This is a genomic window from Micromonospora sp. NBC_01392, assembly GCF_045040125.1.
Taxonomy (GTDB): domain Bacteria; phylum Actinomycetota; class Actinomycetes; order Mycobacteriales; family Micromonosporaceae; genus Micromonospora.
Genome location: NZ_CP109549.1, coordinates 5,775,300 through 5,788,799 on the forward strand (window position 1 = coordinate 5,775,300; position 13,500 = coordinate 5,788,799).

A 13,500-nucleotide genomic window follows, 5' to 3' on the forward strand; every position below is an offset into this window, starting at 1 on the left:
AGCTGGACTACGCGTCGCCGCGGACGCGGGCGTGCAGGTGCATGTCGTGTCGTCCGTCCGGGTGGACGGCGGCGTTGCGCCTGGTGCCCTCGGCCCGGAATCCGGCCTTGACGGCGACCCGGCAGGACGCCTGGTTGCGGGTCGAGTGGTCGAGTTCGAGACGGTGGAAGCCGGCGCCGAGCGCCCAGTCACTCACCGCCCGCAGCGACCGGGAGGCCACGCCCGCGCCGCGGGCGGCCGGCGCCACCCAGTACGCGCACACCGCCACCCCGTCGCCGAGGTCCATGGCGCCGAGGACCATGCGCCCGAGCGGCTCACCGCCGCCGTACGTCATCGCCCAGCTCGCCGCCGTCTCCTGGCGCCACGCCTGGCGGTAGTACGCGAACCAGTCGCGGACCTGGTCCTCGGAGTCGGGTCGGCGGGTGTGCCAGCGGCGGATCTCGGGATCCTGGTAGGCGGCGAGGAACGCCGACGCGTCGGACCCCTGCCACGGCCGCAGGACGAGATCGTCGCCGACCGCGAGCGTCGGCTGTGGACCGGACGCGAGGGTGCCGGCGGGAATGGCGGGCGGCGTCGAGAGGGGAAATCTCACCCGCCCATCCTCCACTCGGCCGGCTCCTAGAATCGAGTGGTGAGCAGGATCGATCGGGCGAGCAGGACGATCGCCGCGGCGCCGGCGACGGTCTACGACGCGCTTCTGCACCGGGACGCGCTGGAGGCGTGGCTGCCGCCGGACGGCATGCGCGGGCGGATCGAGCGGTGGGATCCCCGCCCCGGTGGCGGCTTCCGGATGGCGCTCACCTACCTCGACCCCACCGGCAGCCCGGGCAAGACGTCGGACGCGACGGACGTCGTCGACGTCGGGTTCGCCGACCTGGTCCGGTCGGAGCGGGTGGTGCAGACCGCGGTGTTCGAGGCCGACGACCCGGCGTACGCGGGGATCATGACCCTGACCTGGCACCTGGCCGCGGTCGGCGACGCGACCGAGGTGACCGTCACCGCGACCGGCGTGCCACCCGGCATCGACCAGGCGGTGCACGAGGAGGGCATCGCGTCCTCGCTGGCCAACCTGGCCGCGTACGTCGAATCGCCGCGCTGACGACGTGGACGCCGTCTCAGGCCGGCGGGGTGAACACCACGGTGAAGAGGGCGACCAGCGACGCCGCCGAGATGACCATCGCCCCGAGTGCCGGATCGACCGCCAGCGCGAGCACGACGCCGCCGACCGCCAGGCCCAGCGCGACCCCGACCACGCGACGCTGCCGCGTGGACATCCGGGACCATGCCGTCGACTGTCGGGCCACGCCGTCAGCGTCCCACAGAGCCGGGCGATCGGCTGGCCGGGTTGCGGCCCGACGGGCTGACGTGCCGGCCGGACACCGGTTTCGGCGCCCGGCCGGCACCCCGTCCGAACTACAGGTACGGACGGGTGATCAGCTCGATGGCGTGGCCCCCGGGGTCCTTGAAGTAGACGCCCCGGCCACCGTGCTCGTTGTTGATCTCACCGGGTCGACGCATCTGCGGATCGGCCCAGTGCTCGACGCCCTGGTCACACAGCCGCTGGTACGCCCGATCGAACAGGTCGTCGTCGATCAGGAACGCGTAGTGCTGCATCTGGATCTCCACCGGCGGCTCGGCGAACTGGAGCAGCACGCCGTCGGAGAGCTGCACGTTGGTGAACGGACCCCAGGACGGCGCCTCCGGCAGCTCCAGCAGTTCCCGGAAGAACCGGGCCGACGCGTGGCGGTCCCGCGCGGCGACGATGGTGTGGTTGAACGAAACGGTCATGCGGTTGACCTCACGGTGCTCGACACGAATGGGAACCATCGGTGCGCGAGCGGCGGGGAGGTCCGCGGGCCCGACCTGGCGGGTGCCCGTGGCGCACCCGTGGCGCGGTCAGACCTCCACCGGATCACCAATCCGTGCATGGCCTCGGGCCGGTCCGGTGTTCACGAACGCTGACGCTAGTCGGCCCGGTCGACAGGCGCAATCGTCACGCCGGCCGGGCCCGCCGGTCGGGAGGCGCCGCGGCGTCGTACGACTCGCGCGCGTCGAGCAGCTCGTCCCAGTGCCGCTCGGTCCAGGCGCACGCCACCGCGATCGGTTCGAGCATGCTGCGGCCCACCGGCGTCAGCTCGTACTCGACGGCGCGTCCGGGGTGGACGGTGCGGGTCACCAGACCGTCCCGTTCCAGGGCGCGCAGCGAGCCGGTGAGCACCTTCGGGGTGACGCGGCGCAGCGGCACCCGCAGCTCGGAGAAGCGCCGGGGCCCGCCTTCGAGGCAGCGGATGATGAGCGCCGCCCACTTGTCACCGAACCGGATCGGGTTGAGCGAGGACGGGCACAGCTCGTCGAACATGTCGGCGGGCAACGGTTGCCTCATGCGGCTCACGATAGCCGGTATCCCCGAGGTAACCAGGCCCGTCGATACCGTCGGCGCACCGGCCGGGCACAGGGCTCCGGCCCTGGTGAGAGGCGTCTTCTCATGAACATCGTGATCTTCGGCGCCGGCGGTCGCGCCGGACGCCGGGCCGTGGCCGAGGCGCGGCGGCGCGGCCACCAGGTCACCGCGGTGGTACGCGACCCCGCCCGGCACCGCGACCCGATCGACGCGCCGGTGGTGGCCGGCGACGTCCTCGACCCGGACAGCGTGGCGCGGGTCGCCGCCGGGCAGGACGCGGCGATCAGCGCGGCGGCGGACCTGACCGTGCCACCGCAGGACTTCTTCCCCGCGTCGTCGCGCGCGCTGGCCGCCGGGCTGACCGAGGCGGGCGTACGCCGCCTGGTGGTGGTCGGTCTCGCACCGGTCCTCCCCGGGCCGTCCGGCGCGCCCCTGATGGACGAGCCCGGCTACCCGAGCGAGTACCGCCCGTTCTTCCTCGGCCACGCGGCGGGCCTCGCCGAGCTGCGACACGGCGACCTCGACTGGTCGTACGTGGCGCCCGCCGGCGACTTCGACCACGACGGAGTCCGCACCGGCCGCTACGAGTTCGCCGCGCACGGCGATCCGGCCAGCCGGATCAGCTACCCGGACTTCGCGATCGCGCTGCTCGACGAGATCGAGGCGCCCCGCCACCTACGGGGCACCGCGAGCGTCCGGGAGGCGTGAGCCCCGAGCCGGCCGGGTCCCGTCCCGACGAGGCTGGTCAGTGTTCGCGGTGGAGGGCCGACAGGCCCCAGACTTCGGCGATGCGCCCGTCGCGTACCCGGAGGAACTCCAGCATGGTCGACGGCGGCTGCCCGGGCACACCGTGCACGCTGGTGCGGACCGCGACCCGGTCCCCCTCGACGACCATGTCCTCGACGACGACCCGGACGTCCGGGACCGCCTCGTGGAACCGCCGCCAGGCCGCCGCCACGTGCTCCGGCCCGGTGGTCCCCAGCGGATGACTGCGGAAGTCCGCCGCGAAGATCCCCGGCACGGCGTCGTAGTCACGATTGTTGAACGCCGCGTACATGCGCCGGGCCACGGCGCGCCCGTCGTCGGTCACCGGCCGTCCGGTTCGGTCGCGTTGGCCCGGACGCGTTGCAGGACGCGCCGCACGGTCTGCCGGTCGCGTGCGGTGACGCCGTCGAGCAGCCGCTCCTGGTACGCCTGGTGGGCCCGCACCAGGTCGTCGGCCACGCGTACGCCGGTGGGGGTCAACGCGGCCAGGGTGTAGCGGTTGTCCGCCGGGTCGAGACGGCGGCCGACCAGCCCTTCGGCCTCGAACTCCTTGACCAGCCGGGTGATGCTCGCGCCGTCGATGCCCAACGCCCGGCGCAGGTCGCGGTGACTGGTCTCCCCCGCGCGTCGCAGCCGGACCAGCACCTGCACGCGCTGCGGGCTCAGGCCCACGTGTCGGGCGAACGCCTGCCGCAGCTCGGCGCAGGTGCCGCCCAACTCCCGGAAGAAGGCGTCCTCGGACGTCTCGTCGGTCACGGTCTCTTTATATCGTCAACTCTTGATAGCATCAAGAGATCGCGCGACGAGGGGGCGACCGATGACGTTGCCGGTGGCGGACCGGGTGGCGATCCACGAGCTGTTGGCCCTGCACGGGCATCTCGTGGACGCCGGCGAACTCGACCGGATGGGCGAGCTGTTCACCGCCGACGTGGTCTACGACGTGACGGCCTTCGGATTCGGCGAGCTGCACGGCCACGAGGCGATCAGGAGTGCGGCCCTCGCCCTGGGGGACCGCAATCCGGTCGGGCACCACGTCACCAACGTCCACGTGACCGAGGACGCGGACGGCACGGTCCGAGCGGTGTCGAAGGGGCTCGGCATCCACACCGACGGGTCGGTCGGCAGCGTCGTGTACGAGGACGTCGTCCGCCGCGAGGGTGCCGGGTGGCGGATCGCGCACCGGAAGGTGATCCCCCGCCGCACGCCCCTGCGACCCTGAGTCAGTCCCCCTCGACGCCGGCGGCCCGCAGAATCTGCCGGACCCGCTCGCGGCTGTAGCCGGTGCGGCGAATGAGGTCCACCTGGCGGGCGCCGGCCCGGTACTCCGCCACCATGACGCGATGCAGCTCGACGCGGGCCGCCTCGACCCGGGCGCGAGCCTCGGCCTTGATCTGCCGGGCGGCCTGCGCGGCACGCTCGTCAGCACCGGGTAGCGCCTCTTCGGCGTCCCGCAGTGCCCGCATGGCCCCATCGAGATCCACTAGGCCATCTTCGCCGGCAGCCCTTTGGGCCAACTGTTGCGGGGCACAGGTTAGGCCAAATGAGTTGATGCATGATTGGGCCTAACTCCCGTAGAGTCAGCTTGGCTTGGAGAGAGCCGCCCTCGGCTCGCGTCGGGAACGCTGGTCGTGGCCTTGATCGCATCGGAGGTACGCACCATGCGCGATCTACCGTTCAGGCTGGCTGATTGTGGAGCACCGGCGGTTGGTCGAATCGAGATCTACAGCGACCTCCTCACCGAGTCGCTGGACGGCGTCGCCTACGTCTGTCGCACCCACCCGGAGGCGGCGGCGCGCGCCATCACGGCAGCCGGCTTGACCGCGTCCATGTCATGGAACCTGCCGCCCGGCGTGGTGCGGATGTGCGGACACGTTCACCTCTTCCCCACCGGCATGTGGGGGGCAGACGACCGGCATCCCCGGTGGTGCGACCGGCACGACTGCGCCCAGCGGGGAGAGCACCGGTCACGGACATCAGAGATCAACACCAGCCGGCCGGAGGCGTACCTGGTCGCCGTGGCGCTGGTGCAGGCCGGTCACGCCGCTGCCGAACCGGTGGTGGTACTGAACGCGACCGACGACACAGGAGGCGCCCAGGTGGTCTTGTCGATCGGTCAGGTGCGCGCGTTGCGGTACCGGCTGGGCAGGTCGCTCGACGCCGCTGGGCGCAGCCGGAGATGACTGCCGCCGACTGCGACTGGCCGGTCGCCACGGTCAGGGACGAGATGGCGGCTGGCCCGAGCAGACCTCAGCGCCCGGCGGCCTCCCGCGCGTTCCGCTCCACCATGTCCCGATGCTCAGCCATGGTCGCCGGGTCCAGGGCCGGCACGTTCGTCATGGTGGGGAGCAGACCGACCGCGCCGTCGATCAGCTCACGGACGATGTCGGCGTGACCGGCGTGGCGCTGCGTCTCGGCGGTCATGTGCACCAGGACGTGGTGCAGCGTCACCGCGCCGCCGTCACCCCACCAGGGCACCCGACCGACCGCGTCCAGCGGCAACGCCTCGATCGTGGCGTCCGCGTGCGCCCAGGACCGTCGGTACAGCTCGATGACGGACTCGCGCGACTCGGTCGGCAGGGCCCACGTCTCCCACGTCTCCTCACCCGCCGGCCACTGTGGAACGGCGTCACTCGGCCGACCGAAGGTCTCACCGAAGTAGCCGAACTCACCTCGGGCCAGGTGCTTGACCAGGCCCAGCAGATTCGTGCCGGTGGGCGTCAGCGGGCGGCGGATGTCGTACTCGCCCAGCCCGTCGAGCTTCCACACCAGCACGCTGCGCGCCCCGCGCAGGTAGTCGAGCAGGTCGGCCTTGGGGTCGAAGATCGCCATGGCGGACAGCATGCGGCATCACCCCTGGCTGCGCAGTCCTGGCCCCGACGAATGGCGTCAGGGTGGGCCGCGCATCGGTTCCGGACCGAGATCCAGGTGTACGAGGAACGCATGGCGCCAACTGACCGCTGACGCCTGTCCTCCGCAGGAGGCGGACAGCGGTCACGGGCTACCGCCGCGAAGAGTTCGCATCCGTCCGTCACCGCCGCATGTCGATCTTATGGGGCAGTGCGGTCCGCCCGTTGTCGGTAGCATCCCCATGTTTTTGCCTACAACGGGGAGGACCATCCACGTGCGATGGAAGTTGTTCGCCGGCGTCCTGGTGGCGCTGGCTTTTCTGATTCCGGCTGCGCCGGCGGCGGCTCAGGCTCAGGTGCCCGGGTTGGACCCGGGCTGCCTGACGATCGAGCGCAAGGTCTACAAGGACTTCCGCGAGCTCATCACCATCGATCTCGACACCGCCACCAACACCGAGTTGCGGTTGTTGGCCTACCGGCTCCTGGCCGAGGCGAGCGCCGAATCGTTGCCCGTTCTCCCCAAGGCCATCGAGGACCGGCTGAACGGCACCGCTGACGATCTGCGTGCGTTCCTCAAGTCGGACGTGCAGGGCCGTTGGCAGACGGACCTGCGCGTCAAGACGAACCAGGCCATGACCGGCGCCGGTCCCAACGTGCGGGCCGCGACCCAGAAGGCACTCGACGATGGGTCCATCGACGTCCTCCTGGCCTTCCTGAACACCGGCCTGTACGACGCCCGTGCGCTCGACTGCGCGGCTCAGCCGACTCCGACGGCGACGCCGACGGTTCAGCCCACGCCGACGGCGAGCGCCACGCCCAGCGCCTCGACGACGGTCGTGCCGACCGCTGCCCCCTCCGTCAGCCCGGGCGCTCCCGGCGGCGAGGGCGGCGGGCTGCCGGTGACCGGTTCCGACACCGCGACCGTGGCCGGCATCGGCGGCACGCTGCTGCTCCTCGGTGGCGTGGGCTACGTGATCGGGCGCCGGCGCCGCGCCCGCTTCGTGGCATAGCTCGCGCGACGGAGTGACGCCCCGGCAGTCAGGCCAGCGGGGCGGGGGCGCGGGTTCATGGGCGGTGTCCGCCTGACAGGAAGCGGCCCCGGCGAGTGCCGGGGCCGCTGATGTGTCGGGTGGTGGCCGCGGGACCACCTCCCATGAGGTTCTGTAGCTTGCCTCAATAGGCCCATAGCAGACGCTGCTGCGGCTTCCGTCCACCCCGACGTGCCACAATCCCCACCGCCGCCAACCCTAACGTGGCAAACGGGCACAGCAGAATCGGCAGCGCGACCAGCACCGTAGTCGTCACGACCAGGCCGAGCACTCCGGCGGTGATCCTCGCGGAGGTGCGAGCGTTGTCGCCCAGCAGTGGCCGGCGGGCTGCGGATGGCCGCTAGCTTGGCTGCCACCGATACTCGCCATACGGCATGGCCGGGTCAGCGATGCGCTGGCGAGGCGCCGGCAACGGCACGTATCCGTCCACGATGACCTCCTCAAGCAGGCAAACGCCCTCGACCGTGAAGGGCGGCTGCGTGAAGCCCGCCCAACTGGCGGACGGGATCCGGTTACAGGACCTTGATGGAGTCGACGCGCAGCAGCGGAACCGTCGTCTCCCCGCCGATCTGGGTGTCGTACGAGAACGACCCGAGCACGGTCACCTTCGCCTGAAACTCGTCGTCCTGCACCAGGTCGGAGAGCCGGCCGGCGTCGCCCTGCAACAGGGTGTTCGTGTCGTACTCGAACTCGTAGGTGAGGTTCCGGCCGCCGACGTTGGCGCGGAACGCGTCGGTGCCGGTCGCGGCGTCGAACTGGGTGACCTGCCCGTACACGACGTACGTGCGGCCGGTGTAGCTGTCCGGGTTTTTGGCGATGAGTTTCCACTGCCGCTCGGTGAGCTTCCCGTACACAACCGGCTTCGGCTTGGCCGGCGGGGTGGTCCTCGTCGGGGCGGGTTTGCTGCTCGCCGCCGCGGCGGGAGTGGCCGGGGCAACGGTTGGGGGTACCGCGGTGGTGGGTGCCGCCGTTGCTGTGGCCGTGGGTGTGCTCACGCTCGGGCTGGTCTGAGCGGCGGGCTTGCTGTCGTCGAGGGCGGCACCGACCGCGCCCGCACCGCAGCAAAGGAGGACGAGCACCCCCAGACCGCCGGCTATCCACACCAGCGGGTTCCGCCGCTTGCCGCCGGGGGCGGGCGGGGAGGCGAAGGTGAGAGGCTGCGTTGGCGGTTGGGCGGGCGGCGGCGTGTACGGGTCGGTCAAGGTTTCTCCCCGGCTGGTGTGTGAGTTGCCGATGCTGCCCTGGCGGGTTGGTTCGAGGCTCAGGTACGTCGCGGAGGCGACAACGGGTGTGCCCGGATGGTGGCGGCTCTGAGCTGACCGTCAGCAGCACCAATCCGGGTATCGCCGATGTGGGACCGTCAGTACACCTCGCACCGGAGCCGGAAGTTCGGGTTGCCGTAGGCGTCGACTTGCCACGGTTTCGCGTTTCCTTGTCGATGCGCTCGTCGTCGGGGCGGTTCGTCCACCCGGTTTCACCCCGGTCGTCGACCACCTGCCCGCAGCACGGGTCCTCCACACGGAGCGGTCGGTTTCCCGGGCGGTCCCCCATGCCGAGGTCGTAGATCCCGGCACGCAGCGCAGGCATCGGACGGGGAACGTCATGGCGACGGTGCCACCTCGGCCGGGCCGTTGGGGACCGGAGTTCAGGCGCGTGGGCGTGGTGTCGACTGTGCCGGTAGGCACCTTCGGCGCGGGCGTCGCGGGCCCGCGCCGCGAGCGGGTGGTTGGGTGCTCTGTCTGACACGTGCTTCGACAGCCAAGAGGCCCCGGACCTGCGAGAGGTCCGGGGCGTGCGGTGAAGATCAGGCGGCGACTTCGTGGTCCGGTTTGACGCCAGGCTTCTCGCCCTTGTTGCTCTTACTTGCGCGGCCGGTTACCACCTTGCGGCTTGCCACCTTGGCTGGTGCCTTTTTCGGCGCCAGCTGCGACACCCGCTGAGCGGAGATGCCGAGCAGGGCACCCGCGTCGCGGACTGTGTAACCCTTGTCGAGCAGCGTTCGGGCCGCAGCGACGGTGGCCTTGTCGGCAGACTGTTCGGCCTCGCGCAGCGCGATACGCGCCTTGCGCGCTCTGGTGACTTCCCTCGGGACTTCGGGCTGCACCTCCACGTCAAAACTGTCGGGCTTGACGTCGAGCATGAGCGCGATCGCTTCCCGTGCCATCTTTTCGACCTGGTCCAGGCGGCGGGCCTGAGAGAAGACGCCCGTGATCTCCGGGACGGTGATGGCCCACCAGCCGCCGGAGCGGACACACGTTGCGGTGTACTTCATCGGCGGTAGTCCCTTCTACCTCAAGCCGAGAGAGCGCAGGATGCCCCGCGCCGTGAGTTCGTTGATCTCCTTGTGTCGGGGTATGACGACGTTCTGCGAGCCGTACCGGTAGATGGTGTGGCTGCCTCCTTCGCGAAGCTTCTCGAAGGTGATGCCCGCGTCGGCGGCGGCCTTGCCGATCCGGTTGATCAGGTCGGTTCGCTTCACGTGGTAAGTCTAGTGTAGTAGACAATGACAGTAAAGCAGGCTTGACTTGATGACATGGGAGCGCCCGCCTGAACGAGGACTTCCAGCCGACGCCGAAAGTTCACTGCGAATCGAATGCTGCTACCGCGCCGGCGACACGTCACGCGACGAGCGCACCGCCTGGCTACGCGGGCGAGGCGGGCAATCGCGATGCCGCACGGCGAAGGCCTGGTTGCAACCCGCCAAGGGCTCACTTCACGAGTGCGATCGGTGGTCGACACGCAACCGTCGGAGCCGGTGCCTGCCGTGCACCGAGAGCTCCTTTTAGATGATCTTTAGACGGACTTTTGCGCTGGTGGGGCGGGCGGGGTTCGAACCCGCGACCGAGGGATTATGAGTCCCCTGCTCTAACCGGCTGAGCTACCGCCCCGTCACCGCGCGTCGGATCGTAACCCGCCGATCGATCACGGGCTACGACGGCGTACGCCGCCGCCATGCCCACGACGAGCAACGTGAGGATAACAGCGAGCAGCCGAGCGCCGAATCAACCCCGCAACTCGTCGAGCACCGCGCCGGCCGTGCGCCAGCCACTGGCCAACGCGCCCTGGATGGACGGGCTGTCGCGGTGGTCGCCGGCCACGAACAGGCCGTCGCCGAGCGCCACCGGCTTGCGCAGCCGGCCCTGCGGCGGCGGGGCGGCCGGCAGCGCGTCGGGCACCGAGACGGTGGTGAGGTGGGTCCAGTCGGCGGTGGACCGGCCGTAGAGGCGGTCCAGCTCGCGGCGGATCACCGGCTCGGGCGGGGCCTGCGGGCCGACCACCGACGTGGCCACCAGGTGCTGGCCGGCCGGCGCGTACGTGGGGGCGGCGTTGCTGATCACCACCGTGTTGACGACCAGCTCCCGGCGGTCGCCGTCGAGCAGCAGGATCGGCTCGTCCAGCGGCGGCGCGTCGGTGCGGTGGTAGTAGGTGGTGTACGCGTGCATGCGTACCCGCTCGACGGCCGGCAGCAGCGTGGCCGCCGCCGGCGGGTCGGCGGCGACCACGACGGCGCGGCAGGTGATCTCGCCGGCCTCGGTGCGGACCCGGCCGGGCGCGACGCCGGTGACCGGCGTGCGCAGCGTGATCTGCTCGGCGGGCAGCGGCGCGGCGACGGCTCGGGGCAGCGCGCCCATGCCCTGCGCGGGCAGCCCGATCCGGCCCCTGGCGAAGGAGCGCAGGATCATCGCGAACACGTGGCTGGAGGTGGCCAGCTCGCGGTCGAGCAGCACGCCGGCCAGGAACGGCCGGATCAGCTCCTCGATGATCGCGTCGGAGAGCCCGGCCCGGCGTAGCGCCGTCTCGGTGCTGGTCTCCGTGGCGTCGAGCAGCCGCCCGACGGGCAGCGTGGCGCAGCCGGCGGCGAGCGCGGCCAGGCGCAGCCGGTCGCGCAGCGACCCGACGCCGGCGGTCAGCGCGCCGGGCGCGCCGGTGGGCTCGCGCAGCGGGTTGACCAGCCGGGCCAGCCGGTCGCCGCGGCGTACCAGCACGCCGGAGGTGAACCAGCCCAGGTCGAGCGCGTCGAGGTCGAGCAGCGCGCCGAGCCGGGGGTAGGCGGTGTTGAGCACCTGGAAGCCGCGGTCCAGCAGGAAGCCGTCGACCTCGTCGGTGGCGACCCGGCCACCGAGCCGGTCGCCGGCCTCCAGCAGTCGCCACGACACCCCGGCGCGGTGCAGCCGGCGGGCGGCGGCGAGGCCGGCCAGGCCGCCGCCGACGACGACCACGTCGGTGTCAGGCACGGTCCACCCCCGCTCCGGCGCGGTCGCCGTCACGGTGCGACCGGGACAGGCGGCTGGGCCACCACACCTTCGGCCCGATGTCGTACGCGAGCGCGGGCACCAGCAGCGAGCGGACCACGATGGTGTCGAGCAGCACCCCGACGGCGACCGCCACGCCCAGCTCCACCAGCACGACGAGCGGCAGCACGGCGAGCGCGGAGAACGTGGCGGCGAGCACGATGCCGGCGGAGGTGATGACGCCACCGGTGACCGCCAGGCCGGCCAGCACCCCGGCGCGGGTGCCGCGCCGTACCGACTCCTCGCGGACGCGGCTCATCAGGAAGATGTTGTAGTCGATGCCGAGCGCGACCAGGAACACGAAGGCGAACAGCGGGAAGGACTGGTCGACGCCGGGGAAGTCGAAGACGTACCTGAACAGCAGCGCGCAGAGGCCGAGCGTGGCCAGGAACGACAGCACCACGGTGGCGATCAGCAGCACCGGGGCGACCAGGGCGCGCAGCAGCAGCGCCAGGATGATCGCGATGACCAGCAGCACCACCGGGATGATCACGTTGCGGTCCCGGACGGACGCGTCGGCGGTGTCCACGTTGATGGCGGTGAAGCCGCCGACCACGGCGTCCGCCCCGGGCACCGCGTGCACGGCCTCGCGCAGGTCCCGGATGGTCTGTTCAGCCCCGTTGCTGTCGGGTGGGTCGGCGAGCGTCACGTTGAGCTGCACCCGGCCGTCGACGACCTTGGGCGGGGCGTTCGGGTCGGGTGGCGCGTTCTGGCCCTGCTGGCCGAGCGGCGCCACCGAGGCGACGCCCTTGACGCCCTGGGCCACCTGGGCGACCCGCTGCGCGGCGGCCTGTTCGGTGAAGATGGTGGCCGGGCTGCCGGTGCCGGCCGGGAAGTGCCTGTCGATGACCTCCTGGCCGGCCACCGAGTCGGTGCGCTGGGTGAAGAGCTGGGACTGGCCGAGGGTGGTGGCGCCGAGCTGGGTCACCCCGATCGCGAGGGCCGCCAGCACCACGGCGGTGACGATCCAGACGGTACGCGCGCGGCGCGCCACGAAGCCGGCGATCCGCCCCCAGAGGCCGTGCTCGGTACGCGGGTCGGCGTCGTCGTGCCGGGGGCGCCGGGGCCAGAACGCCCACCGGCCGCCGAGCACCAGCAGGGCGGGCAGGAACGTCAGCATCACCAGCAACGTGGCGGCGATGCCGACGGCGCTGACCGGGCCGAGCGCCCGGTTGGAGTTGAGGCTGGACAGCAGCAGGCAGAGCAGGCTGACGATGACGGTGGCGCCGGAGGCGATGATGGCCGGGGCGGCGCCCTTCCAGGCGGCCTTCATCGCGTCCCAGGGGCGTTCGTGCCGGTGCAGTTCCTCCCGGTAGCGGGCGATGAGCAGCAGCGCGTAGTCGGTGCCGGCGCCGAAGACGAGCACGGTGAGGATGCCCTGCGCCTGCCCGTTGAGCTTGACCACGTCGTGCTTGGCGAGCTGGTAGACGATGACGGCGGCCAGCGAGTACGACATCCCGGCGGCCAGCAGCGGGAAGACCCAGAGCACCGGGCTGCGGTAGACGATCAGCAGGATGATCAGCACCACGACCAGGGTGACCAGCAGCAGTGGCCCGTCGATGGCGGAGAACACCTCGATCAGGTCGCCGAGCAGGCCGGCCGGGCCGGCCACGTCGACGGTGAGCCCGTCGCGGTCCGGGCCGGTGATGGCCCGCAGTTGGTCGACCACGCTGCGGATCTGTTCGCCCTCGGCGCTGTCGATCGGGACGATCACCTGGGCGGCCTGCCTGTCCTGGCTGACGACCGGCGGTGGCAGCGGGCCGACCACGCCGGGCACCTGGGCGAAGCGGGCCGCGTCGGCCTGGATGCGCTGCTGGTCGGCGGCGGTGATGCCGCTGGTGCGCTCGTAGACGACCAGGGCCGGGGTGGTCTCCCGGTCGACGAAGCCGGCGGCGAGGTCCTGGGCGCGGGTGGCCTCGGCGTCGGCCGGGAGGAAGGACGCGTTGTCGTTGGTGGCGACGTCGCCGAGCTTGCCGGCGTACGGGCCGGCGACGCCGCCGACGATCAGCCAGCCGAGCACCACCGCCACCGCGATCAGCGTCGCGGTCCAGCGGCTGCGTCCTGCGGCCATCTCCACCACCCTCGGATCGACGCAACAATCGACGCAGCGGGAGTCTAAGTCGACCCCGACCATCCTGCCGTCCGAA

The 13,500-nt window shown here is 71.6% G+C and carries 18 protein-coding genes and 1 tRNA gene; 5 read left to right on the forward strand and 14 right to left on the reverse strand.

Annotated features, from left to right (window positions below; all coding sequences use genetic code 11):
• Nucleotides 1-7 precede the first annotated feature (7 nt).
• Entirely contained in the window at nucleotides 8-592 is a 585-nt protein-coding gene (locus tag OG767_RS24865; protein WP_405090746.1) for a GNAT family N-acetyltransferase, read from the reverse strand.
• Nucleotides 593-631: 39 nt separating this feature from the next.
• Here OG767_RS24865 and OG767_RS24870 point away from each other — a divergent pair, with 39 nt between their 5' ends.
• Nucleotides 632-1,099 carry an SRPBCC family protein gene (locus OG767_RS24870; protein ID WP_405090747.1) on the forward strand — a complete coding sequence of 156 codons (468 nt, stop codon included), beginning with the start codon at nucleotides 632-634 and terminating at the stop codon, nucleotides 1,097-1,099.
• Nucleotides 1,100-1,115: 16 nt separating this feature from the next.
• Here the strand turns inward: OG767_RS24870 and OG767_RS24875 are convergent, their stop codons facing one another.
• The 3 genes from OG767_RS24875 to OG767_RS24885 form a co-directional block, all read right to left on the reverse strand.
• Complete coding sequence (locus OG767_RS24875; protein ID WP_405090748.1) at nucleotides 1,116-1,274, reverse strand: hypothetical protein; 159 nt, start codon at nucleotides 1,272-1,274, stop codon at nucleotides 1,116-1,118.
• 139 nt (nucleotides 1,275-1,413) lie between these two features.
• Entirely contained in the window at nucleotides 1,414-1,788 is a 375-nt protein-coding gene (locus tag OG767_RS24880; protein WP_405090749.1) for a VOC family protein, read from the reverse strand.
• Between the two features lie 205 nt (nucleotides 1,789-1,993).
• Nucleotides 1,994-2,383 carry a winged helix-turn-helix transcriptional regulator gene (locus OG767_RS24885; RefSeq protein WP_405090750.1) on the reverse strand — a complete coding sequence of 130 codons (390 nt, stop codon included), beginning with the start codon at nucleotides 2,381-2,383 and terminating at the stop codon, nucleotides 1,994-1,996.
• 102 nt (nucleotides 2,384-2,485) lie between these two features.
• On the opposite strand from OG767_RS24885, the gene OG767_RS24890 reads away from it, so the two are divergent.
• Nucleotides 2,486-3,109, forward strand: a complete 624-nt coding sequence (locus OG767_RS24890) for an NAD(P)-dependent oxidoreductase (RefSeq protein WP_405090751.1) — start codon at nucleotides 2,486-2,488, stop codon at nucleotides 3,107-3,109.
• 37 nt (nucleotides 3,110-3,146) lie between these two features.
• On the opposite strand, the gene OG767_RS24895 is transcribed toward OG767_RS24890, so the two are convergent.
• Both OG767_RS24895 and OG767_RS24900 read right to left on the reverse strand, forming a co-directional pair.
• Complete coding sequence (locus OG767_RS24895) at nucleotides 3,147-3,491, reverse strand: ester cyclase (protein WP_405090752.1); 345 nt, start codon at nucleotides 3,489-3,491, stop codon at nucleotides 3,147-3,149.
• The gene (locus OG767_RS24900; RefSeq protein WP_405090753.1) at nucleotides 3,488-3,922 is read right to left on the reverse strand and encodes a MarR family winged helix-turn-helix transcriptional regulator; all 435 of its coding nucleotides are present in this window, start codon (nucleotides 3,920-3,922) and stop codon (nucleotides 3,488-3,490) included. The genes OG767_RS24895 and OG767_RS24900 overlap by 4 nt, the downstream gene beginning before the upstream one ends.
• 61 nt (nucleotides 3,923-3,983) lie before the next feature.
• On the opposite strand from OG767_RS24900, the gene OG767_RS24905 reads away from it, so the two are divergent.
• Nucleotides 3,984-4,385, forward strand: coding sequence for a nuclear transport factor 2 family protein (locus OG767_RS24905; RefSeq protein ID WP_405090754.1), 402 nt, complete (start codon nucleotides 3,984-3,986; stop codon nucleotides 4,383-4,385).
• A gap of 1 nt (nucleotide 4,386) precedes the next feature.
• Here OG767_RS24905 and OG767_RS24910 read toward each other — a convergent pair whose 3' ends face one another.
• The gene (locus OG767_RS24910) at nucleotides 4,387-4,629 is read right to left on the reverse strand and encodes a hypothetical protein (protein WP_405090755.1); all 243 of its coding nucleotides are present in this window, start codon (nucleotides 4,627-4,629) and stop codon (nucleotides 4,387-4,389) included.
• A gap of 165 nt (nucleotides 4,630-4,794) precedes the next feature.
• Here OG767_RS24910 and OG767_RS24915 point away from each other — a divergent pair, with 165 nt between their 5' ends.
• Nucleotides 4,795-5,346 carry a hypothetical protein gene (locus OG767_RS24915; protein ID WP_405090756.1) on the forward strand — a complete coding sequence of 184 codons (552 nt, stop codon included), beginning with the start codon at nucleotides 4,795-4,797 and terminating at the stop codon, nucleotides 5,344-5,346.
• A 67-nt stretch (nucleotides 5,347-5,413) separates the two neighbouring features.
• Here the strand turns inward: OG767_RS24915 and OG767_RS24920 are convergent, their stop codons facing one another.
• Nucleotides 5,414-5,995 (reverse strand): DinB family protein, encoded by a 582-nt coding sequence (locus OG767_RS24920; RefSeq protein WP_405090757.1) that lies wholly within the window; start codon nucleotides 5,993-5,995, stop codon nucleotides 5,414-5,416.
• Nucleotides 5,996-6,287: 292 nt separating this feature from the next.
• On the opposite strand from OG767_RS24920, the gene OG767_RS24925 reads away from it, so the two are divergent.
• Entirely contained in the window at nucleotides 6,288-7,022 is a 735-nt protein-coding gene (locus tag OG767_RS24925; RefSeq protein ID WP_405090758.1) for an LPXTG cell wall anchor domain-containing protein, read from the forward strand.
• Between the two features lie 551 nt (nucleotides 7,023-7,573).
• On the opposite strand, the gene OG767_RS24930 is transcribed toward OG767_RS24925, so the two are convergent.
• The 6 genes from OG767_RS24930 to OG767_RS24955 form a co-directional block, all read right to left on the reverse strand.
• Complete coding sequence (locus OG767_RS24930) at nucleotides 7,574-7,915, reverse strand: hypothetical protein (RefSeq protein ID WP_405090759.1); 342 nt, start codon at nucleotides 7,913-7,915, stop codon at nucleotides 7,574-7,576.
• Nucleotides 7,916-8,865: 950 nt separating this feature from the next.
• On the reverse strand, nucleotides 8,866-9,333 hold the full coding sequence (locus OG767_RS24935) for a type II toxin-antitoxin system HicB family antitoxin (RefSeq protein WP_405090760.1): 468 nt from the start codon (nucleotides 9,331-9,333) through the stop codon (nucleotides 8,866-8,868).
• A 15-nt stretch (nucleotides 9,334-9,348) separates the two neighbouring features.
• Complete coding sequence (locus OG767_RS24940) at nucleotides 9,349-9,540, reverse strand: type II toxin-antitoxin system HicA family toxin (RefSeq protein WP_343445677.1); 192 nt, start codon at nucleotides 9,538-9,540, stop codon at nucleotides 9,349-9,351.
• Nucleotides 9,541-9,872: 332 nt separating this feature from the next.
• A tRNA-Ile gene (locus OG767_RS24945) sits at nucleotides 9,873-9,949 on the reverse strand.
• Nucleotides 9,950-10,063: 114 nt separating this feature from the next.
• Nucleotides 10,064-11,296 (reverse strand): FAD-dependent oxidoreductase, encoded by a 1,233-nt coding sequence (locus OG767_RS24950; RefSeq protein WP_405090761.1) that lies wholly within the window; start codon nucleotides 11,294-11,296, stop codon nucleotides 10,064-10,066.
• Nucleotides 11,289-13,424, reverse strand: a complete 2,136-nt coding sequence (locus OG767_RS24955) for an MMPL family transporter (RefSeq protein ID WP_405090762.1) — start codon at nucleotides 13,422-13,424, stop codon at nucleotides 11,289-11,291. The genes OG767_RS24950 and OG767_RS24955 overlap by 8 nt, the downstream gene beginning before the upstream one ends.
• Between the last annotated feature and the right edge of the window lie 76 nt (nucleotides 13,425-13,500).